A 20,125-nucleotide genomic window follows, 5' to 3' on the forward strand; every position below is an offset into this window, starting at 1 on the left:
AAGGCTAGTCGCGAGGCCGGGCGAGCGGCGCGGCCCGCAACGACGACAGCGCTTCGCGCTCCGCCTCTCGCCGCAGCCGCGCCATCAACCGGGCGAGCGAAAGCCGGTCGCGGGGGCGCGCAGCGAGCGCCCGCGCCGCCACTCGGCCGGCTCGCCGTCCGAGCTCCCGGTAGGCGTCCTCGCCGGGACTCCGGAACCATGTCGCTACGAGCACCGTGCTGCGCGCGCGCCGCGCAACCAGTGCCCGTGCGCGAGCGTCGAAGCGGTCGAAGGCGACGACAACGCCGCCGCTGGCGGCGGCCGCTGCGCTCGCAAGCAGTGCCAATCCGCGCGCGCCGCCACCGGTGGCTGCCAAAACGCAGAGCGGACGCGGCGCCGCTGCCAGCTCGGCCGCTACCGCGGTGTCGAGCCGCCCGCCTTCGTACGTCCATTCTGTAGGCGCGCGGAGACCAGCGGTGCGCGCGGCAGCACGAAAGGCCAGGCGCGCCGCCTCGCCGTCGAGCGTCCCGTCGCTCAGAACTACCGACGAGCGGCACCGCTGGCGCGCGAACAGCTGCGCAGCAAGCCGCGTGCGCGCACTGTCGTTGGGGACGAGGCGCACCAGCGTTCGATCGCCGTGCGGGTAGTAGCGAGCCGGCTCGCCGGTAAGCCGCCCCGGTCCCCGGGCATCGAAACCGACCGCACCGGGGGCGCCGGTCACGACCGGAACGCCGGCGCGGTTCAGCTCCGGCAGCGCGACTGCCGTGGCTTGACTGTCGAGGTCGCCCAGGTACAGCCGCACGCGGCCGCGACGCAACAGCGTCGCGACGTTGGCGGCCACTCGCTCGGGGTCGGTCCCGCTGCCGTCGGGTGCTGAAGAGTCGAGACGCAATACCTCGAGCGCCGGACCGCCGTGCCGCTGGGCCCGGCGCACACCCTCCGCCACCCCGGCGGCGAAAGCGCGAGCCAGACCGGCCTGCGGCCCGCGAGCGGGTGCGCTGACAGCGACGAGCGTGCCCGCTTCGGAACGCGCCGCCACTCGCTCGCTACCACAACCGGTGAACAGGGCGAGAGCGAGCGCCGCAGCGAGTAGCGCCACCGTGCGCGCAGCGCGTCCCTGCGCGCTCGCGCGTCGGTGTCCCACCGGCGGCGGCACGTACACACGCCAGCTCATGGTTGCGAGGGGCGAGACCTCGCTATCGGCTTCAGTCGCTCCTGCCCGCTGTCGGTAGGCTCGCTTGACATGCGCATCGGAGTCCTTACCGGTGGTGGCGACTGTCCAGGTCTGAACGCGGCGATTCGGGCGATCGTGCGGCGAGGTGTCGAGCGGCACGGTCACACCCTCTTCGGGTTCCGCGACGGCTGGCGCGGTGTGCTGGAGAACGTTCACGAGGAGCTCACGATCGAGTCGACGCGAGGCATCCTGCCACGTGGCGGCACGATCCTCGGCACGTCGCGCACCAACCCCTTCAAGCGCGACGACGGTCCCGAGCGCGTCCGGCGCACGCTCGCCGAGCTCGAGCTCGACGGTGTCGTGGCGATCGGCGGCGAGGACACGCTCGGCGCCGCCGAGCGGCTCTGGCGCGAACACGGGGTCCCGGTCGTTGGCGTCCCGAAGACGATCGACAACGACCTCAGCGCGACGGACCTCACCTTCGGGTTCGACACAGCGGTTTCGGTCGCGACCGAGGCGATCGACCGTCTTCACACCACTGCCGAATCGCACAACCGCGTGATGGTCGTTGAAGTCATGGGGCGCCACGCCGGTTGGATTGCTCTGCACTCCGGGCTGGCCGGCGGTGCCGACGTGATCCTGATCCCCGAGCGCCCGTTCGACATCGACGAGGTGTGCGACCTCGTGCGCCGGCGGCACGCCCGCGGCCGCTACTTCTCGATCGTCGTCGTCGCCGAGGGGGCGCAACCGCGCGAAGGGACGCTGGTAGTGCGCGAACAGGGCACCGACGAGTTCGGGCACGTGCGCCTCGGTGGCATCAGCCAGATCCTGGAGCGCGAGATTGAGCAGAGAACGGGCTACGAGACCCGCTCCGTCGTGCTCGGCCACACGCAGCGCGGTGGCTCCCCGACGGCGTTCGACCGCGTGCTAGCGACACGGTTCGGGATCGCGGCTGCCGACGCTGTCGCTGCGCGCCGCTGGGGCACGATGGCGGCACTGCGCGGCACCGCGATCGAACTCGTGCCGCTCGCCGACGCGGTGCGCGAACCGAAGCTCGTGCCGGACGACCTCTACGAGCTCGCCGCGACCTTCTTCGGTTGACGAGCCCCCGACCGACGGTCAGGAAGAATCGCGCTCGAGCCGCATCCCGCGGCGAATGCCCGGCGCCGCTGCCCGTACCGCTGCTGCCGCGACCGCGAGCAATACGGTGACGAGGAAGGCGTCGATCGCTTTCGCGCCGAACGCCCAGGCAGCGACCCAGAAGACAAGACCGATCACGATAGTGACGAGAACGCCCATCAGCGCGACCCTCCGATTCTTCCGACTATGTCCCTGCGCACTTTGACGTACGCGTTGAACGCACTCTTGAGCGCCCGCTCGGCCGGGGAGTCGGGTGCTGGCAGCATCCCCAGCTGTCGGGCGAAGGCCGCGCCATCGTAGTACGCAACGTTGCGGACGATGAGCGCTCCCTTGACCTCGAGCAGGTCGATGCCGCGCAGCTCGAGTGTCTGACCGGTAGGCGCGATGCGCTCGAACGGGCTACCGCTGAACGTGCCTCGCATCCGCCACTCGACGGCAGCCCGTGACTCGTCGGCGACGATGCGCCGCACATGTGTCTCCAGATCGGGCATAGCCGCAAACAGACCGCTGAAAAAGGAGCGGATCTCGTCGTGACCGCGAAGCACCCGCAACGGCACGATGTCGTCGATACCGTCCGGGGCCCAGTGCGCGATCATCGCGTCGGGATCGCGACGCGAAAGAGCATCGAAGTACCCCTTCGCGCAGATCGCGGCAGGGCTCGTTGTGGTCGCGTCCTCCTGCAGGCCTTCGTCGCTCATCCTGGCCACCCCCTCCCGATCGGCCGTGTGGTCCCCGCGCTCGGCGCCGAGACCCTACCAGAGCCTCGCCCTCGAGCCGGGCCGGGTGCCGCACCGAGAGCGGTGTGTCGTGCCTGACAGGAGTCGCTCGCCGTCAGGCGGTTTGGCGCACCGCCGTGACGGCAGCGGCAAGTTCGCTCACGACGGTGCGGACAGCATCCGCGCCCCCCTCCCCCGCCGCCCGCACGATGCGGCTGCCGACGATCACGCCGTCGGCGATCTCGGCCACGCGCGCCGCTTGTTCGGGACGCGAAACACCGAATCCGACCGCTACCGGAACCGGCGCCAGGGAGCGTACGCGCGCCACGAAGCGCTCGAGCCTCGGCGGCAGCGCATCGCGCTCGCCCGTGGTGCCGGTCAGCGACACGGCATAGACGAAGCCACGCGCCCCGGCTGCCAGCACACGCAGGCGGTCGTCGGGTGTGGTCGGAGCGCAGAGCGGAACCAGCGCGAGTCCGCGCTCGTCGGCAGCGGCACGCACCGCCGCCGCCTCGTCGAACGGCAGATCCGGGACGATCAGACCGGCCACGCCGGCTGCCCGCAGCTCGTCGAGGAACCGCTCGGGACCACGCGTGAACACGACATTGGCGTAAACCATCACGACCACGGGCACCCGCTCGGCCACGCTCGTCGCGAGCGCAAGCACGTCCCCGGGCGTCACGCCGCGCTCCAGTGCGAGCGTTGCGGCGTGGTGGATCACCGGTCCGTCGGCGAGGGGGTCGGAGAACGGGATGCCGAGCTCGACCAGGTCGGCACCGGCCTCGACCGCGGCGACAAGACAGGCGCGCGACGTCTCGAGATCCGGGTAGCCGCCAAGGAGATAGGGCATCAACGCAGCTCGGCCGGCAGCGGCGCGGAAGGCGGCCGCGATCCGTTCGCACCCGTCCGGACGGGGGCTGTCGACTTCCCGTCCCACCTCTAGCTCTCCGTCGCGTCGGCTCGGGACGCGGCGCCTGCGTCGGCTAGGGGCCCCTGGCTAGACGCCGCGCCAGCCGGGCGGTTCGCTTGCGACACAGAGCCGTCGGCGCCCGTGCCCTCTTCGTCGCCCAGCGCCAGCACGGTCGCCAGGTCCTTGTCACCCCGCCCCGACAACGTCACCAGCGTGACCGCACCGGGCGCGGGATCTTCGTAGAGCACGTACGCGAGGGCGTGGGCGGGTTCGAGCGCCGGGATGATGCCCTCGGCGCGCGAGACCGCGCGGAACGCGCGCAGCGCGGCCGCGTCATCGACAGCGACGTAGCGCACCCGACCCGTGTCGCGCAGGTACGCGTGCTCGGGACCGGAGCCTGGGTAGTCGAGCCCCGCCGATACCGAGTGCGCCTCGAGCACCTGGCCCCATTCGTCGTGCAGCACGGCCTCGAAAGCGCCGTGCAGCACGCCGCGCGCGCCGGTTGTGAGCGGTGCCGAGTGGCGACCGCTCGCGATCCCCTCCCCTGCCGCCTCGACACCGACCAGCTCGACCGTGTCGTCGTCGAGGAAAGCAGCGAACGTGCCGATCGCGTTGGAGCCACCGCCCACGCAAGCGACGACACGGTCCGGCAGCCTCCCGAGCCGCTCGAGCATCTGCGCGCGCGCTTCCTCTCCGATCACGCGCTGCAGGTCGCGCACGAGCGCGGGATATGGGGCCGGACCCACCGCCGAGCCGATCACGTAGTGGGTCGTCTCCACGTTAGTGACCCAGTCGCGGATCGCCGCGCTAACCGCCTCCTTGAGCGTGCGAGCGCCCGCCTCGACCGGCTTCACCTGCGCCCCCAGAAGCTGCATGCGTTCGACGTTCGGTCGCTGGCGGCGGATGTCCTCGCTGCCCATGTAGACGACGCACTCGAGGCCGAGCAGCGCGCATGCGGTAGCGCACGCCACTCCGTGCTGACCGGCCCCCGTTTCGGCGATCACGCGCCGCTTTCCCATCCGCAGCGCGAGCAGCGCCTGGCCGAGAGCGTTGTTGATCTTGTGCGCACCGGTGTGGAGCAGGTCCTCGCGCTTCAGGTAGATCTCGCCACCGGTCGACTGCGACAGCCTGCGCGCGTGGTAGAGCGGTGTCGGCCGGCCGGCGTAGTCGCGCAGTAGGTCGCCGAGCTCGGAGCGAAAGGACGGCTCGTCACGCAACTTGGCCCACGCCCGCTCGAGCTCGTCGAGCGCGGGGATCAAGGTTTCGGGCACGTAGCGCCCGCCATAGGGGCCGAACCGCCGTGGCGGCAGCGTCGGGGTGCCGGCGACAGGTTCGCGGCCGCCCCCGACGATACCTTCGCGGCCGCCCGTCACCGGCGCCCCGCTTTCGCGCCGGCCAGCAGCGAGCGCCCGTGGCGGCGCGGGGCGGCGCTGGTTTGCGACCTCGTCGCGGGCACCTCGGACTCGTGCGCGAGCTCGTGGTCGGCGGCAGCGACCGCGGCCACGAGCTCCCGCACCCGGGCCAGATCCTTGTCGCCGGGGCGCCGCTCGACACCCGACGAGACATCGACCGCGAAGGGACGCACGGCGGCGATCGCGGCGGCCACGTTGTCGGGGTTCAAGCCGCCAGCAAGGATCACCGGCACGCCGTGGTCGTGCATCCGGGCAAGCTCCCAGTTGAACGTCGCGCCGGTGCCGCCGGGTGTGCCGGGGACGTAGGCGTCGAGCAGGTGGTAGTCGACGTGGTAGGGCTGCAGCGAGCGAACGCTCGCCGCGTCACGTACGCGCACCGCCTTCACGACCTTGCAACCGGTGCGCCGTGCCACCTCGGCGCAGAACGCCGGACCCTCGTGGCCGTGGAGCTGCACAGCGGTGAGCAGGCAACGATCGGCGAGCCAAACGATCTCGTCGAGCGGCTGGTCGACGAAAACGCCCACCACCTCGGCGCGTCGCTTGAGCAGCTGGCCGATCGCCTCCGCCGCTTCGACGCTGCAGGCGCGCGGGCTCTGCGGCCAGAGCACGACCCCCACCGCCCACACGCCGAGATCGGCGCAGGCGAGCGCCTGGTCGGGATCGGTGAGGCCACAGACCTTGACCCTCGTCACGCAGTCAATCGTGGCACAGCCGCCCGTGAACGTGCCTGCGCGGCCGCCGCGCCGATCGCGCTCGCGACCGCATGGCGACGAGGGGCGTCGGCGCCACCAGGAGCAGCATCGCTCAAGGCAGCGGCGATTGTTCCTGGAGCGTCTGGGTGGCGAGGCGCGCCGGACGCGTACCCAGCTCGACCTGGGTCGTGCGCCGCTCGCGGCCGCGGTAGTAGACGATGCGCACGGTGTCGCCGGGACTGCGCTCGCCGATGATCGCTGTGACGTCCTCGGCCGAACGCACGCGCCGACCGTCGATCTCGACGATCACGTCGCCACCGGCGCGCAACCCGTTCTCGAGCCTGGTGCGGCCACCTCGCAAGCCGGCCCGCGCCGCTGGCGAACGGGGAACGACCGTCGTGATCAGGGCGCCGCTGCGCACCGGCAGGTTGAGGTCCTCGGCCAGCTGCGAGGTCAGATCGGTCATCTCGATACCGAGGTAGGCGCGCTTCACGACACCGCCTTCTTTGAGCTGTGGAAGCAAGCGTTTGGCGAGGTCGATCGGCACGGCGAAGCCGATCCCCACGGAGCCGCGGCTGCCGCCGGTGACGATTTGCGAGTTGATCCCGATCACGCGACCCTCGGCGTCGAGCAGTGGACCGCCCGAGTTGCCCGGGTTGATGGCAGCGTCGGTCTGGATCGCGTTGGGGATCGTGAACCCGTTCGGCGCCTGGATCTGTCGCTGCACGGCCGAAACGATGCCGGTGGTGACGGTGCGCGAAAGACCGAACGGGTTACCGATCGCGACGACCGGATCGCCGACCTTCACGCGCGCCGAGTTGCCTAGCGGCAACGGCACAAGCTTGCTGCCGACACGGTCGGGATCGACCTTGACGACGGCGAGGTCCGACGAGGGGTCGCGACCTTTCAGCTCGGCGGGCACCAGCTCGCCGTTCTCGCTGAAGCGGACAGCGATCGAGCGCGCACCCTCGACGACGTGCCAGTTGGTGAGGATGTTGCCGTCGCGGTCGAGGACGACGCCCGAACCTGTGGCTTCCTCGTTCGGCGACGGCAGACCGAACGGGGAGGTGTCGGTGCCGCCCTGGGCTTCGACGTAGACCACGCCCGGACCGGCTTCGCGGTAGATGGCGCTGACGTCGAGAGAACTGCCGCCCGAGCCGCGCACGACGGTGCGCTCGCGCACGACGTCGCGCGTCTCGCCGAAGTCGACGACACCCGCCACGCCGAGCAGCAACACGACGGCAGCGGCAAGCAGCCCGCCGACCACACCGGACAGCAGGTGCCCCACCGCGATCTTGCGACCCCCGTTCTGTTCCTCCATCGCCCGCCATTTAATCCGATCGCGCTAAGCGCTACCTAAGAGAAGGCTTGGAGAAAGCCGAGAGCCGCGCGTGGGGGGCTTACGCCTGGCTGGGCTCGCCGGAACGGGTGAGCTCCCGCACCGCCGCCTCGAGATCGGGGGCGCGCATCAGAGCGGTGCCGACGAGCACTGCATCGACCCCGATCTGTTCGAGCTCCTCGATCTGGGCGCGCGTCTCGATGCCCGACTCGGAGACCACGATCTTGCCCGCCGGGATGCTCGGCAAGAGGTCGAACGTGCGACGGATGTCGACGGTGAAGTCGGTCAGATCGCGATTGTTGATGCCGATGACATCGGCGTCGACGGCCAGCGCGCGCTCGAGATCGTCCTCGTTAGCCACCTCGACGAGCGCGTCCAGATCGAGCTCCGCGGCGAGGCTAAGTAGCCGCCCGAGCTCGCGGTCGCGCAGCGCCGCCACGACCAGTAGCACGGCGTCGGCACCGACCGCCTTCGCCTCGTAAACCTGGTACGGGTCGATCGTGAAGTCCTTGCGCAGGATCGGCAGGTCGGTCGCCGCCCGCGCCGCACGCAGGTCGGCGAGCGAGCCGCCGAAGTGGCGCTCCTCCGTGAGCACCGAGATAGCAGCGGCGCCGCCGCGCTCGTAGGCGCTGACGACGTCGGCCACATCGAGGTCGTCGCGGATCGTGCCGGCCGAAGGCGACCGGCGCTTGTACTCGGCGATGACCGAGGTGCCCGGGCGGGCCAGCGCCTCGGCGAACGGGCGGCCACCGCGATCGAGCTCGACGAGACGCTCGAGCTCGCGCAGCGGTAGCTCCTCGCGACGGCGCGCGAGCGACTCGCGCGTGGCGGCGATCAGCGCGTCGAGCCGCACCCTAGACGCCTCCGGCAGGTTGCTTTGCCCGATCCGTTCGCTGCCACCACGCCTAGCCTGCGCCGACCGGAGCGAGCTCGCGCGTCATCTGTACCCACCGCTCCAGGAGCTCGGCGGCGGCGCCGCTGTCGACAGCCGCGGCTGCACGCTCGGCTCCCTCGCGCAACGTCCCCACCGCTCCTGCGACGTAGAGCGCCGCGGCGGCGTTTATCACCGCGATCGTCCTTTCGGGAATGCGTTCGCCGGCGAGGATCGCGCGCGTGATGGCGGCGTTCTCGCCCGGGTCGCCGGCGCGCACACGGTCGACGGCGATCGGCTCGATCCCGAACGTCGCGGGATCGATGGTTCCGCTCCTCGTCTCGCCGTCGCGGACCTCGACGTAGGCGGTCGGGGCGCTGGCGCTGATCTCGTCGAGGCCGTCGGCGCTCGCGACGACGAGGCAGTGTTCGCAGCCGAGCCGCGCTAACGCCGCTGCGAGCGGTTCCAGGAACGCCTTGTCGGCGACGCCGATCACCTGCCGGCGCACGCCCGCGGGGTTGGTGAGCGGACCGAGGAAGTTGAAAATCGTCCGCACCGCAAGCTCGCGCCGGACGGGCACGACGTGGCGGGTGGCAGCGTGGTGGAGCGGTGCGAACATGAAGCCGAACCCGGTCTCGGCGATCGTGCGCGCGATCAGCTCGGGAGGGAGCTCGATGCACGCTCCGAGCGCCTCGAGCAGATCGGCCGAACCGGAGCGACTCGTGGCCGAGCGGTTGCCGTGCTTGGCGACGGTCACGCCTGCTGCCGCCGCGATCAGCGCTGCGGTCGTCGAAACGTTAAAGGTGGGCCGACCGCCGCCGGTGCCGGCGGTGTCGATCGCCACCACGCCGTCCGGGAGCGTCACGGGTAGCGCGCGCTCGCGCATCGCCTCAGCGAGCCCGACGATCTCGTCGACGGTCTCGCCCTTCGTGCGCAGAGCGATCAGGAACGCGGCCGTCTGGGCGTCGGAAGCCCGTCCAGCCATGATCTCGCCGAGCGCCGCGCGCGCCTCCTCGGGCGGCAAGTTCTCGCGCCGGGCTAGCCGCTCTATGACCTCGGTCAGCAGGGGATTAGGCACGTCTCGTTGGGGGAAGCCTACGCGTTCGCGCTGTCCGGAGCGAGGGTCAGAAAGTTCGCCAGCATCGTACGCCCGTGCGGCGTCAGCACCGACTCGGGGTGGAACTGCACCCCCTCGACAGGGAGCGAGCGGTGGCGTATCCCCATCAGCACCTCGCCGGCCCAAGCGGTCGCCGCGAGCTCGGGAGGTAGATCGGGATCGACCACCAACGAGTGGTAGCGACCGACCTCGATCGGTGCCGGCAGACCGCTGAAAACGCCCTTGCCGTCGTGCTCGATCGTCGCCGCCTTACCGTGCACCGGTTGTCCCCGCACGACCCGTCCGCCGAACGCCACAGCGATCGCCTGGTGGCCGAGACAGATGCCAAGCACCGGCACCCCCTCCTCGGCGAAACGGCGAATCGCCGCCACCGAGATGCCCGCCTCGCGCGGCGTGCACGGCCCCGGCGAGACGACCAGCCGCTCGCCGCGCTCGCGCGCTCGTGCCAACAGGTCGTCGACCGTCGCGGAGTCGTTGCGCACCACCGCTACCTCGGCACCGAGCTCGCCCAACAGTTGCACCACGTTGTAGGTGAAGGAGTCGTAGTTGTCGATCACGAGGACGCGCCGCGGGGAGGCGCCGTCGGCGCCGCTGCGGCGCTGCGAGGTCACGACTGTCGCCTCCGGACACACGGCGCGGTCGTCTAGGGGAGCTCGGGTCGCTCGCAGGCGAGCTCGACCGCGGCGCGCACCGCTGCGGCTTTGGCCTCCGTCTCGTCGGCTTCGCGCTCGGGCACCGAGTCGGCCACCACACCAGCCCCCGCCTGCACGTAAATACGCCCGTCCTTGAACACGCCCGAGCGGATGCAGATGCAAGTGTCGAGATCGCCGTTGTACGACAAGTAGCCGATCGCGCCACCGTAGGGGCCGCGTCGCGTCGGTTCGAGCTCGTCGATGATCTGCATCGCGCGGATCTTGGGGGCGCCGGACAGCGTGCCGGCGGGAAGGACCGCGCGCAGCGCGTCGACGGCGCCGAGCCCGTCGCGCAAGCGCCCCGAAACCGTCGAGACGATGTGCATAACGTGCGAGAAGGTCTCGACCACCATCAGCTCGTCGACAGCGACGGTGCCGTACTCGCTCACACGGCCGAGGTCGTTGCGCGCGAGGTCGACGAGCATCACGTGTTCGGCCCGCTCCTTCTCGTCGGCGAGCAACTCGCGGGCGACGGCGAGATCGCCCTCGGCGGTACCGGCGCGCGGCCGGGTGCCGGCGATCGGGCGTTGCGACACCCGTCGTCCGTTGACGGTGACGAGCGGCTCCGGTGATGCGCCGGCCAGCTGGAAGTCGCCGAAATCGAAGAAGTACATGTAGGGGCTCGGGTTGACGCAGCGCAGGCCCCGGTAGACCGAGAAGGGGTCGACGGGACACACCGCCGACCACCTTTGGCTGGGCACGATCTGGTAGGCGTCGCCGGCCCGGATGTACTCCTGGCAGCGCTCGACCGCAGCGACGAAGCCCGCGCGCCCGACGTTCGACGTGAACTCGGGCACGGACACGCGCTTGCCGCCGGCGCGCGCGACTTCCGGCACCGGTGCAGCGAGCCGCTCGCGCACGCTAGCGATCGCTGCTGCCGCGGCGTCGTAGCCGGCGTCGGGGTCGCCGTCCACCCAGACGCTCGCGACTATCGTCGACTCGTGGCGGAGGTGATCGAACGCGACGAGAAGGTCGCAGACCATCAGCGCCAGCTCGGGAAGCCCGATGTCGTCTTCGGGACCGCTCCCGATCGCCGGCTCGACGCGGCGCGCGAGGTCGTAGCCGAAGATCCCGACCACCCCGCCGACGAACGGCGGCAACCCCTCGACCGCGGCCACCGAGCGCGCTCCGAGCAGGTGGGCGGCGACAGCGTAGGGATCGCCGAGCGCGTGCGGCGCACCGTCGACCGTCAGCGTGTCGCCGTCGAGCCGGGCGACGGCGCGAGGCCGAAAGCCGATGAACGAGTAGCGGCCGAGGCGCTGACCCTGCTCCGCGGACTCGAGCAGAAAAGACGGGCCCTCGCCGCGCAGCTTGAGATAGGCCGAGACTGGCGTGTCGAGGTCGCTAGTCAGCCGGTGCGCGACCGGCACCACCGCGTGGCGGGCGGCGAGCTCCCGGAACAGTTCGCGCGGGGGCCAGAGCGCGAGCGGTTCAGCGGCGACGGGCATTCAGCTCCTCGAAGGCGGCTCCCAGCGGCACGTTGCGCTGGGCCATCAGCACCGCAAGGTGGTAGAGGAGGTCAGCAGCTTCCTCGGCGAGCCTGCGCTCGCTCTCGCTGGCGGCGGCACGCACGACCTCTTCCGCTTCCTCGCTGACCTTGGCACGGGCGAGCTCGGGGTCGGCGAGCAGCTGCACCGTGTAAGAACCCTCCGCCCGCGAGCTCGCGCGCTCGGCGATGACGCGCTCGAGCGCCGGCAGCGCCTCGTGCGGCGCGGGCTGGCGACCGCCGCGGTGGAAACAGGTGCGCTTGCCGGTGTGACAGGTGGGACCGACCGGCTCGGCTAGCGCGAGCAAGGCGTCGCCGTCGCAGTCGAGGCGCAGATCGCGCAAACGCAGCACGTTGCCTGACGTTTCGCCCTTGCGCCAGAGGGCTTGACGCGAGCGCGACCAGAAGTGCACTTCGCCGCTCGCCAGCGTCCGCTCGAGCGCCTCGCGGTTCATGTAGGCGAGCATCAGCACCTCGCCGCTCGACCAGTCCTGGACGATGCACGGCACGAGCCCGCGCTCGTCGAACACGACGCTGTCGACGAGCGCGCTGTCGGCACGAGCGCTGTCGCCACCGCGAGTTGTCGCCGCCATCGCCGTGATTGTCGCAGTCAACCGATCCCGAGCCGCTCAACGAGGCTCTCGTCCTTGCGCCAGCGCTTGCGCACACGAACGCGCAAGTCGAGGTGCACCGTCGTGCCGGCCAGCAGCGACATCTCGCGGCGGGCCGCGCTCCCGATCGCCTTGATCATCCGACCGCCGCGCCCGATCAAGATGCCTTTCTGGCTCTCGGTCTCGCACCAGATGTCGGCGTGGACGACGAGCGAGCCGTCGTCGCGTTGTTCGATCTCCGACACCTCCACCTCGACAGCGTGCGGCACCTCTTCGCGCGTGCGCAAAAGCACCTGCTCGCGCACGAGCTCGGCGAAGGCGAGCTCGGGCGGGAGGTCGCTGCGCACCTCGGGCGGGTAGAGGAACGGGCCTTCCGGGAGCAGCGTGACGAGGTGGTCCCGCAACGCCGCGACGTTCTCGCCGGTCTTGGCGCTGACGGGAAAGATCTCGCCGGGCAGACCGAGCTTCTCGACCTCGAGCAACGCCAGCGCGGTCGTCTCGCGATCGACAGCGTCGATCTTGTTGACCGCCGCGACCGTCGGCTTTTGCGCGGCGCGCACCGCCTCGGCGATGAAGCGGTCGCCCGCCCCGATCGGCTCGGCGGCGCTGACGATGAAAAGAACGACGTCGCTGTCGGCAAGCGACCGCTCGACCCGTGCCTGCATGCGCTCGGTGAGGATGTCGCGCGGCCGCTGGAAGCCGGGAAGATCGCAGAGCACCATCTGCCAGCCGTCGCCGGTGACGACGCCGCGCAGCTCGCGGCGCGTGGTCTGGGGCTTGTCGGAGACGATCCCGACCTTGGTTTCCACTAGCCGGTTGACGAGCGTCGACTTGCCGACGTTCGGGCGCCCCACGAGAGCGACGAAGCCAGCGCGCGTCGTCGCGCCCTCGACGCCTCCCCGAGCGCTCGCGCCCGCTTCAGCAGCCACCTGCACTCCGCGACCCGGGTGTAGCCACCGCATTACGTGGAACACGCAGGCCGGTCAGCACCCGCTCCTGGAGGGCGAACATCTCGCCGTCGTCGGTTTCGTGGTCGTAGCCGCAGAGGTGGAGGACGCCGTGAACGGTGCACTCCACGAGGTCCTCGCACTCCGGCGGACAGAGAACCACGTCGCCGAGCTCGCGCGGCCCGGCCGTCGGGCCGCTGCCGTCGACAGGGAAGGAAAGCACGTCGGTCGCCTTGTCGCGCCCTCTGTGAGAGCGGTTGAGAGCGCGCATGCGCTCGCGATCGACGAGCGTTATCGCCAGGTGACCGTCGCCGACACCGGCCGCCTCGAGCGCCGCCTGCGCCGCGGCGCGCAAACGTTCGGCGAGCTCGCCGTCGGCGGCGAAAACCTCGATCTCGGTGCGGCAGCTCATCGGCGCTCGATCGATCGCGCCGGCGGCGGCGAGCCCTCGCCGACGCGCGGCTGCTCGCGCCTTCCCTGCCCGACGCCGTCGCGGCGGCGGTCGCGACGCTCGCCGGCTGCCCTTGCCGAGCTTCGCTCGTTCTGCTGCGCGTAACGGTTGTAGGCAGCGACGATGCGCTGCACGAGCTTGTGCCGGACGACGTCCTCGTCGCCGAAGCGCACGAACTCGATGCCCTCGATGCCGTCGAGGATCTCGCCGACGACGACAAGCCCCGACGGCTGGTCTTGCGGCAGGTCGATCTGGGTCACGTCACCGGTCACCACCATCCGCGATCCGAAGCCAAGGCGGGTCAGGAACATCTTCATCTGCTCGGGCGTCGTGTTCTGCGCTTCGTCGAGTATCACGAAGGCGTCGTTCAGCGTCCGCCCGCGCATGTAGGCGAGCGGCGCCACCTCGATCACTCCGCGATCGAGCAACTGGCTCACACGCTCGGGGTCCAGCATGTCGTAGAGAGCGTCGAAAAGCGGCCGCAGATAGGGATCGACCTTGGCCATCACGTCGCCCGGCAAGAAACCGAGCCGCTCGCCGGCTTCGACCGCCGGCCGCGTGAGCACGATGCGGCTGACTTCACGGCGAGTCAGCGCCGCGACCGCCATCGCCACGGCCAGGAACGACTTCCCGGTACCGGCGGGGCCGATCCCGATCGTGATCGTCGCGCGCCGGATCGCGTCGACGTAGCGCTTTTGGTTGAGGGTCTTGGGGGCGATCCGCGTGCCGCGGTGTTGCCAGATCACGTCCTCGAGGACCCGCTGCGGGTCCTCGCGCGCGTCGAGCGCGCGTGTCACCGCCTCGACCGTTCCCGGCGCGATCTCGTGGCCGCGCTCGACCAGCTGCTCGATCTCGCGAACCACGCTTTCCCCCGCGGCTACATCCGCCTGGCTGCCGCTGAGCGTGAGCACGTTGCCGCGCAAATGAACCCGGCAGTCGAGTTGCCGCTCGAGCGCGCGGATGACGGCGTCTCCGGCACCAGCGATTTCGCGAGCAACGTCGTTCGACAGCTCGAGTCGAGCGCGAACCACTTCGCTTCGCGCCGAGCTACGCAGCGAGCCGCTCCTTGACGAGCCGGCTGACCTCGGCACCGTCGGCACGGCCACGAACTCGTGGCATCACAGCGGCCATCACCTTGCCGACGTCGCGCGGCTCGCTCGCCCCGGTTTCGGCGATCGCCTCGTCGACGATCCGCGCCAGCTCCTCGGTCGCTAGCGGCTGCGGGAGGTAACCGTCGATGAGCTCCGCCTCGGCTCGTTCGGCTCGAGCGCGCTCGCTGTCGCCGGCGCGCTCGTACGCTTCGGCCGCCTCGAGCCGTCGCTTGCGCTCGCGGCGCAGAATCTCGACTTCGTCGACGGTGCGTCCGCGCGCGTCCTTGTGCGCGTTCTGGAGAGCGTTGGCAAGCATCCGCAACGCCTGCGCGCGCTCACGCTCGCCCGCCTTGAGCGCGGCGCGAACGTCGTTTTGGATCTGTGCGAGCAAAGCCACTCAGGCAAGTGTAGGCGCGGACGTAGACTCGGCCGACCGTGTCTGCTGGTCTAGCCATGTTCACGGCGGGCGCGCTGCTCGCTGCAGGTGTCGCCGCCACGCTGCTCGCCGGTCGGCTGCGTGTACCGGGCCTCGTGCTGTTCCTGGCGTTGGGGATGTTGATCGGCTCCGACGGCCTCGGCTGGATCGACTTCGGTCACAGCCGCGCCGACGTCGAGCTGACGCGCACGCTCGGGGTGATCGCGCTCGCGCTCATCCTCTTCGAGGGCGGCCTTGCTGCCGGCTGGGGCGAGATCCGGCCGGTGCTCGGCCCGGGGCTCGCGCTGGCGACCGTCGGCACCTTCGTCACCGTGGCCGTCACCGGACTCGCCGCGCACCTGCTTCTGGGCGTCGATCTGTTGCACGGTCTGCTTTTGGGATCGGTGGTGGCGACGACCGACACCGCCGCGGTGTTCTCGGTGCTGCGTGGTTCGAGCCTGCGCCGCCGCCTGGCGCGCACGCTCGAAGCCGAGGCCGGCTTCAACGATCCGTTGGCGATCCTGCTCGTGATCGGCTTCACGCAGTGGATCGTCACGCCCGGCTACGGCACCGGCGACATGGTGGCGCTGCTCGCACGCCAGCTCGCTGTCGGCGGGGTGGTCGGTCTCATCGTCGGCGTCGCTGCGGTGTCGGCGCTGAGCAAGCTGCGGCTCGCGTCGCTCGGCTTGTACCCGGTGGGGTCGATGGCGACGTGCGGTCTCGCCTTCGGCGCCGCCGACCTTTTGCACGGGTCGGGTTTCCTGTCCGTGTACCTCGCCGGCCTCGCCTTGGGCACAGCTTCGATACCGGCGAAAAGGACGATCGAGGCGTTCCATGCCGGGGTCGCGTGGGTGTCGCAGATCGCCTTGTTCCTGTTGCTCGGGCTGCTCGTGTTCCCCAGCCAGCTCGGCCCGGTGGCGCGGGACGCGTTGCTGTTGACTGCCGTGCTCGTTCTGGTCGCACGGCCGTTGGCGACGTTCGTTTGCACGCTGCCCGCGCGCTACTCGCCGCGCGAGGGGCTGCTTCTCGGCTGGGCCGGTCTGCGCGGAGCGCTGCCGGTGGTGTTCGCCACGTTCCCGGTTCTCGAGGGCGTCGCCGGTGCCGGCCGCTTCTTCAACATTGTGTTCTTCGCCGTGCTCGTGTCGGCGTTGGTGCAGGGCGTGACGTTCGAGCCGCTGGCGCGCGCGCTCGGCTTGACGAGCCGCGAGCCGGCACGGCCGCGACCGCTGGTCGAGGTTGGCACGATCCGGCGTCTCGGCGCGGAGGTCCTCGAGTTCCCGGTCGCACCCGAGGACGCCGCCGTCGGCCGGTTGGTGCGCGAGCTCGGCCTACCGCGCGACGCCCTGGTGAGCGTGATCGTGCGCGGCGACCAGGCGCTCCTGCCGCGCGGGTCGACCGAGATCGCCGCCGGCGACAGGCTGCACATCCTCGTCCGCCGCGACCACCGGCGGGTGGTGGAGGAGCTGTTCGAGCGCTGGCGGCGGGGACCGGTGGGCGATCCGGCGCCCCCGCCGCGCGCGCCGCTGTTAGGTCGCGCCGCGATCTTTTCCGTCAAACCGTGGCAGCCCGAGTGGGGCGACCCGGGCGCCCCCGAGATGGTCGACGGCATCCCGGTGGCGCGAGTGCTGCGCACACGCCACAGCGCGCCCGGTGCGCTCGTGCAGTTGGCAGACGGCCGCTTGGCCGCCACCGGCGAGGGGCTGGTCGCCGTGGGAGGCCCACGGCAGCTCTTGCGCTACGCCCGCGAGCGCATCCGTCAAGCGGCGGACGAACAGTCCCGCTCCTGGTGGCAAGAGGTCGCCGGCGTGGCCTCGCAGAGCGCGGTGATATGACCTTCGCGCGCCACCGGAAGCGAGGCTCCCACAGCGACCGCGCAGCGCAGTTGCGCTCCGGTCGTTGGAGCTAGCAGCCTGCGCCTCTCGTCTACCCAGGCTTTACGAGCGTGCGGGCGCGAAGAGGCACGCTCGCCACTCCTCCTCGCGGCGCTGCGCTACGGGCCGATGGCGAGCGAAGGCGGCTACTATCGCCTGCTCCTCGCTGGCGATGAAACCGCTCGCGACGACCCAGGCGTCGTCCGCCACCCGCGTCGCCAGCTGCCGCAGCACCGGTCCCGTCAGGTTCGCCATGTACAGGGCGGCGGGCGGCAGCTCGTCGCGCAGCACGTCGCGCCTCTCGACCGCGGCGAGCGCGAGCGCGTTGGCGCGTGCGTTGGCGCGTGTCGCCGCCACCGCCGCCTCGTCCCAGTCGCAGGCCGACACGACAGTGAAACCAAGCGCGCTGGCGACGAGCGCCAAAACCCCCGATCCGCAGCCGAGATCCCACAGCGGAGCGCCGCGCAGCTCGGGGCGCTCGTCGGCGAGCGCCACCAGCAGCTCGATCGCGAGCCGCGTCGACGCGTGGGCGCCGGTACCGAACGCCCTGCCCGGATCGATGACGATGTCGGCACGCACACCCTTGGGCGCGGAGCACCACGGTGGCCGCACGTGCACGCCAGCGACCGTCACGGGGCGGTGGAAGCGCCGCCAGCGATCTGCCCAGTCGACAGGCACCGGTTGCGAACGCACGCTGACGCGCACGCCAGCGAGCTCGGCTTCGTTCGCCCCGCCGAGCTCCGGCAGCTCGCCCGGCGCTCCGTAGAGAGCGAACTCCACGCTGTCGCCGCGGTCGAGCTCCTCGAACCCGTGGGGAGCCAGCTCGATCAGCGCCGCTAGCACACGCTCCCGCTCGCTGCGGGGCGCCGTGAAGCTGAGGCGCACAAGCTCACTCACCGCAAGCCCGCGCTTACCGCAGGACGCGCCGTAGCCGCTCGACGATCCCGAGGTGGCCGCCGCCCGCCTCGCCAGCGCGCTGCCGGACGCCGTTGGCCTCTCCCCCGCCCAGTTCCGAGCGCAAGCTCTCGAGCAGTTCCCGCGCCTTGCCGTCGGTGGCGGCTGGGATCTCGACGTCGACGACCACGCGCAGATCTCCCCGACCGCGACCACCGATGCGGGGCATCCCGAGGCCACGCAAAGTGACCACCGTCCCCGGCTGGGTGCCGGGCGGCAGCTCGATCGCGCGCTCGCCGCCATCGACCGTGGGCACCGTGACGGTGGTACCGAGCGCCGCGTCGACCATCGGAATGCGCACCGCGGTGACGAGATCGGGGCCGTCGCGCAGGAAGCGCTCGTCCTCGCGCACGCGCACGAGCAGATACAGATCGCCGGGTGGCGCCCCGCCAGGACCCGCGTGCCCGCGCCCGCTCAAGCGGATCCGCTGGCCGTCGGCGATGCCGGCCGGCACACCCACCTCCAGCTTGCGGCGCGTCTCGACAAGCCCGCTGCCGCCACAACGCTGACAGCGGCGGGCCGGCACGAGCCCGGCGCCACCACAGGCAGAACACGTCTCGCTGCGGACGACCCGGCCGAACGGTGTGCTGACGACTTGCCGCAGCTGCCCGGCCCCGCCGCAACGCCCACAAGCGATCATGCCGCTGCCCGCTTCAGCCCCCGAACCGCCGCACTGCTCGCAGACGTCGACGGCGTCGTACTCGACATCGACGCTGCCGCCGCGCGCGGCGAGCGCGAGGTCGACCTCGACTTCGAGCTCGATGTCGTCTCCGGGCGTGCGACCGGCGGTGCCCTGCCCGCCGAAGAAGGCGCTGAACGGGTCGCTGCCGAAGAACGCTTCGAAGATGTCGCCGAAGGAGCTGAAGGAGCGCGCCGTCGCCTGGAACCCCCGCTGCTCGAGCCCCGCCCAGCCGTAGCGATCGTAGATCGCGCGGCGCTCGGGGTCGGAGAGAACCTCGTACGCCTCGGCCAGCTGCTTGAACTTCTCTTCCGCTTGCGGGTCGTCCTTGTTGACGTCGGGGTGAAGCTCGCGCGCGCGGCGCCTGAAGGCGCGCTTGATCTCGCGCTCGTCGGCGTCGCGCGGGACGCCGAGCAGCTCGTAGGCGTCGGGTTTGCTCACCGCTCGTAAACCTCGGTCACGAACCGCGACAGCTCACGGGCGGTCGCGCGCACCGCGGTGATCGCGCGCGGGTAGTCCATGCGCAGCGGACCGACCACCGAAACAGTGCCGAGGTTGCGCAGCGGTGTCCCGTAGTTGGCCGCGACGAGCGACAGCGAGCGCATCTCGCGCGCCGGGTTCTCGCTGCCGATACGCAGATAGACATTGGGCTCGTCGAGCCAGCGGCGCAGCAAGCCGAGCAACAGCACCCGCCGTTCGAGCACCGACAGCAGGTCGGCGATCTGCGACAGCTCGGGCAAGCGGTGCTCGGCCAGAAGCCGGTGGGCGCCCTCCATGAACAGGTTGCTTTGGGCGGTCTCCTCGAGATCGGTGAACACCGCGCCGATCTCGCGCAGGAAAGCGCGCTCGTGCTCGCCGAGCGCTTCGTCGTCGAGTTTTTTGCGCACCATCCGCGCCCCGACCTCGAGCCCGCGCAACGTTTCGTTGAGGTAGCTCTCGGCCCACTCGACGAGACCGCGATCGACCGGGCCCGGGAAGCTGAAGACCCGCTTGGTGACACCGCCCGTCGAGGTGATCACCACCACCATCACGACCTGCGGTTGCAGCGGCAGGACTTCGATGCGGCGGATCGTGGTGGTCTCGATCGGCGGCGCGGTGACCAGCGCCAGCAGGTTCGTCACCTGGGACAGCTGCGCAGTCGCCTCGCGCATCGCCTGCTCGAGCTCGCGCCGAACCGCTGGCAGCGAGATCTTCGCAAGCTGCTGCGCGGGCAGCGCTCCGCGCTCGAGTACGTCGTCGACATAGGCGCGGTAGCCGCGCTCGGTGGGCACGCGCCCGGCCGACGTGTGGGGGTGGTGGAGCAGCCCCACTCGTTCGAGCCGGTGGAGCTCGGCGCGGACCGTCGACGGCCCCCACGGGACGTCGCTCTGGGCGGCGATCCACTTCGAGGGGACCGGCTCGCCGCACGCAAGGTGGCGCTCCACGACCTTGCGCAGAATCAACCGCTGACGCTCGCTGAGCTCCGGCACCTCCTTACCTTGCCGCCCGGTGGCAACAGCGGCGCTCGGCGGCGAACGCCGCTCGTCCGGCGATCGATGCTCGAGGAGCGCCCTCACGCCCCAATTGTGCAACGCGGAC

General features: G+C 71.0%; 21 protein-coding genes. 2 read left to right on the forward strand and 19 right to left on the reverse strand.

The window, feature by feature from the left end; translation table 11 throughout:
- Positions 1–4 precede the first annotated feature (4 nt).
- A complete protein-coding gene (locus JDY09_RS06025; protein ID WP_274716025.1) occupies positions 5–1,153 on the reverse strand; it encodes an ABC transporter substrate-binding protein in 1,149 nt (382 codons plus the stop codon).
- A 69-nt stretch (positions 1,154–1,222) separates the two neighbouring features.
- Between JDY09_RS06025 and JDY09_RS06030 the strand changes: the two genes are divergently transcribed.
- Complete coding sequence (locus tag JDY09_RS06030; protein ID WP_274716026.1) at positions 1,223–2,254, forward strand: 6-phosphofructokinase; 1,032 nt, start codon at positions 1,223–1,225, stop codon at positions 2,252–2,254.
- Positions 2,255–2,272: 18 nt separating this feature from the next.
- On the opposite strand, the gene JDY09_RS06035 is transcribed toward JDY09_RS06030, so the two are convergent.
- From JDY09_RS06035 to JDY09_RS06105, 15 genes are all read right to left on the reverse strand, one after another.
- Positions 2,273–2,452, reverse strand: coding sequence for a hypothetical protein (locus JDY09_RS06035; RefSeq protein WP_274716027.1), 180 nt, complete (start codon positions 2,450–2,452; stop codon positions 2,273–2,275).
- A complete protein-coding gene (locus JDY09_RS06040) occupies positions 2,452–2,991 on the reverse strand; it encodes an ester cyclase (protein ID WP_274716028.1) in 540 nt (179 codons plus the stop codon). Before JDY09_RS06040 ends, JDY09_RS06035 begins: the two co-directional genes overlap by 1 nt.
- A gap of 133 nt (positions 2,992–3,124) precedes the next feature.
- Positions 3,125–3,946 carry a tryptophan synthase subunit alpha gene (trpA, locus tag JDY09_RS06045; RefSeq protein WP_274716029.1) on the reverse strand — a complete coding sequence of 274 codons (822 nt, stop codon included), beginning with the start codon at positions 3,944–3,946 and terminating at the stop codon, positions 3,125–3,127.
- Positions 3,947–3,948: 2 nt separating this feature from the next.
- On the reverse strand, positions 3,949–5,229 hold the full coding sequence (trpB, locus tag JDY09_RS06050; protein ID WP_428837471.1) for a tryptophan synthase subunit beta: 1,281 nt from the start codon (positions 5,227–5,229) through the stop codon (positions 3,949–3,951).
- Positions 5,230–5,288: 59 nt separating this feature from the next.
- Entirely contained in the window at positions 5,289–6,023 is a 735-nt protein-coding gene (locus tag JDY09_RS06055) for a phosphoribosylanthranilate isomerase (RefSeq protein WP_274716031.1), read from the reverse strand.
- A gap of 112 nt (positions 6,024–6,135) precedes the next feature.
- Positions 6,136–7,344 carry a S1C family serine protease gene (locus JDY09_RS06060; protein WP_274716032.1) on the reverse strand — a complete coding sequence of 403 codons (1,209 nt, stop codon included), beginning with the start codon at positions 7,342–7,344 and terminating at the stop codon, positions 6,136–6,138.
- 79 nt (positions 7,345–7,423) lie between these two features.
- Positions 7,424–8,215, reverse strand: a complete 792-nt coding sequence (gene trpC / locus JDY09_RS06065; protein WP_274716033.1) for an indole-3-glycerol phosphate synthase TrpC — start codon at positions 8,213–8,215, stop codon at positions 7,424–7,426.
- Between the two features lie 52 nt (positions 8,216–8,267).
- Positions 8,268–9,311 carry an anthranilate phosphoribosyltransferase gene (gene trpD / locus JDY09_RS06070; RefSeq protein ID WP_274716034.1) on the reverse strand — a complete coding sequence of 348 codons (1,044 nt, stop codon included), beginning with the start codon at positions 9,309–9,311 and terminating at the stop codon, positions 8,268–8,270.
- 17 nt (positions 9,312–9,328) lie between these two features.
- A complete protein-coding gene (locus JDY09_RS06075) occupies positions 9,329–9,961 on the reverse strand; it encodes an anthranilate synthase component II (protein WP_274716035.1) in 633 nt (210 codons plus the stop codon).
- Positions 9,962–9,993: 32 nt separating this feature from the next.
- Positions 9,994–11,490 carry an anthranilate synthase component I gene (gene trpE, locus JDY09_RS06080; protein WP_274716036.1) on the reverse strand — a complete coding sequence of 499 codons (1,497 nt, stop codon included), beginning with the start codon at positions 11,488–11,490 and terminating at the stop codon, positions 9,994–9,996.
- Positions 11,474–12,121, reverse strand: coding sequence for a bifunctional phosphoribosyl-AMP cyclohydrolase/phosphoribosyl-ATP diphosphatase HisIE (gene hisIE / locus JDY09_RS06085; protein WP_274716037.1), 648 nt, complete (start codon positions 12,119–12,121; stop codon positions 11,474–11,476). Before hisIE ends, trpE begins: the two co-directional genes overlap by 17 nt.
- Before the next feature lie 17 nt (positions 12,122–12,138).
- Positions 12,139–13,068, reverse strand: coding sequence for a GTPase Era (gene era, locus JDY09_RS06090; RefSeq protein ID WP_274716038.1), 930 nt, complete (start codon positions 13,066–13,068; stop codon positions 12,139–12,141).
- Positions 13,058–13,498, reverse strand: coding sequence for an rRNA maturation RNase YbeY (gene ybeY, locus JDY09_RS06095; protein WP_274716039.1), 441 nt, complete (start codon positions 13,496–13,498; stop codon positions 13,058–13,060). Before ybeY ends, era begins: the two co-directional genes overlap by 11 nt.
- Positions 13,495–14,568, reverse strand: a complete 1,074-nt coding sequence (locus JDY09_RS06100) for a PhoH family protein (RefSeq protein ID WP_274716040.1) — start codon at positions 14,566–14,568, stop codon at positions 13,495–13,497. The genes ybeY and JDY09_RS06100 overlap by 4 nt, the downstream gene beginning before the upstream one ends.
- Positions 14,569–14,584: 16 nt before the next feature.
- Positions 14,585–15,025 (reverse strand): GatB/YqeY domain-containing protein, encoded by a 441-nt coding sequence (locus JDY09_RS06105; protein ID WP_274716041.1) that lies wholly within the window; start codon positions 15,023–15,025, stop codon positions 14,585–14,587.
- 38 nt (positions 15,026–15,063) lie between these two features.
- Here JDY09_RS06105 and JDY09_RS06110 point away from each other — a divergent pair, with 38 nt between their 5' ends.
- Complete coding sequence (locus JDY09_RS06110) at positions 15,064–16,875, forward strand: potassium/proton antiporter (protein ID WP_274716042.1); 1,812 nt, start codon at positions 15,064–15,066, stop codon at positions 16,873–16,875.
- A gap of 102 nt (positions 16,876–16,977) precedes the next feature.
- Here JDY09_RS06110 and JDY09_RS06115 read toward each other — a convergent pair whose 3' ends face one another.
- Genes JDY09_RS06115 through hrcA form a run of 3 tightly spaced genes read right to left on the reverse strand, consistent with a single transcriptional unit; the run spans position 16,978 to position 20,103 of the window.
- Positions 16,978–17,811 (reverse strand): 50S ribosomal protein L11 methyltransferase, encoded by an 834-nt coding sequence (locus JDY09_RS06115; RefSeq protein WP_274716043.1) that lies wholly within the window; start codon positions 17,809–17,811, stop codon positions 16,978–16,980.
- Between the two features lie 13 nt (positions 17,812–17,824).
- On the reverse strand, positions 17,825–18,988 hold the full coding sequence (gene dnaJ, locus JDY09_RS06120) for a molecular chaperone DnaJ (protein ID WP_274716044.1): 1,164 nt from the start codon (positions 18,986–18,988) through the stop codon (positions 17,825–17,827).
- On the reverse strand, positions 18,985–20,103 hold the full coding sequence (gene hrcA / locus JDY09_RS06125; RefSeq protein ID WP_274716045.1) for a heat-inducible transcriptional repressor HrcA: 1,119 nt from the start codon (positions 20,101–20,103) through the stop codon (positions 18,985–18,987). The genes dnaJ and hrcA overlap by 4 nt, the downstream gene beginning before the upstream one ends.
- Positions 20,104–20,125: the final 22 nt, after the last annotated feature.

It is taken from the genome of Thermoleophilum album, from assembly GCF_028867705.1.
GTDB lineage: Bacteria > Actinomycetota > Thermoleophilia > Solirubrobacterales > Thermoleophilaceae > Thermoleophilum.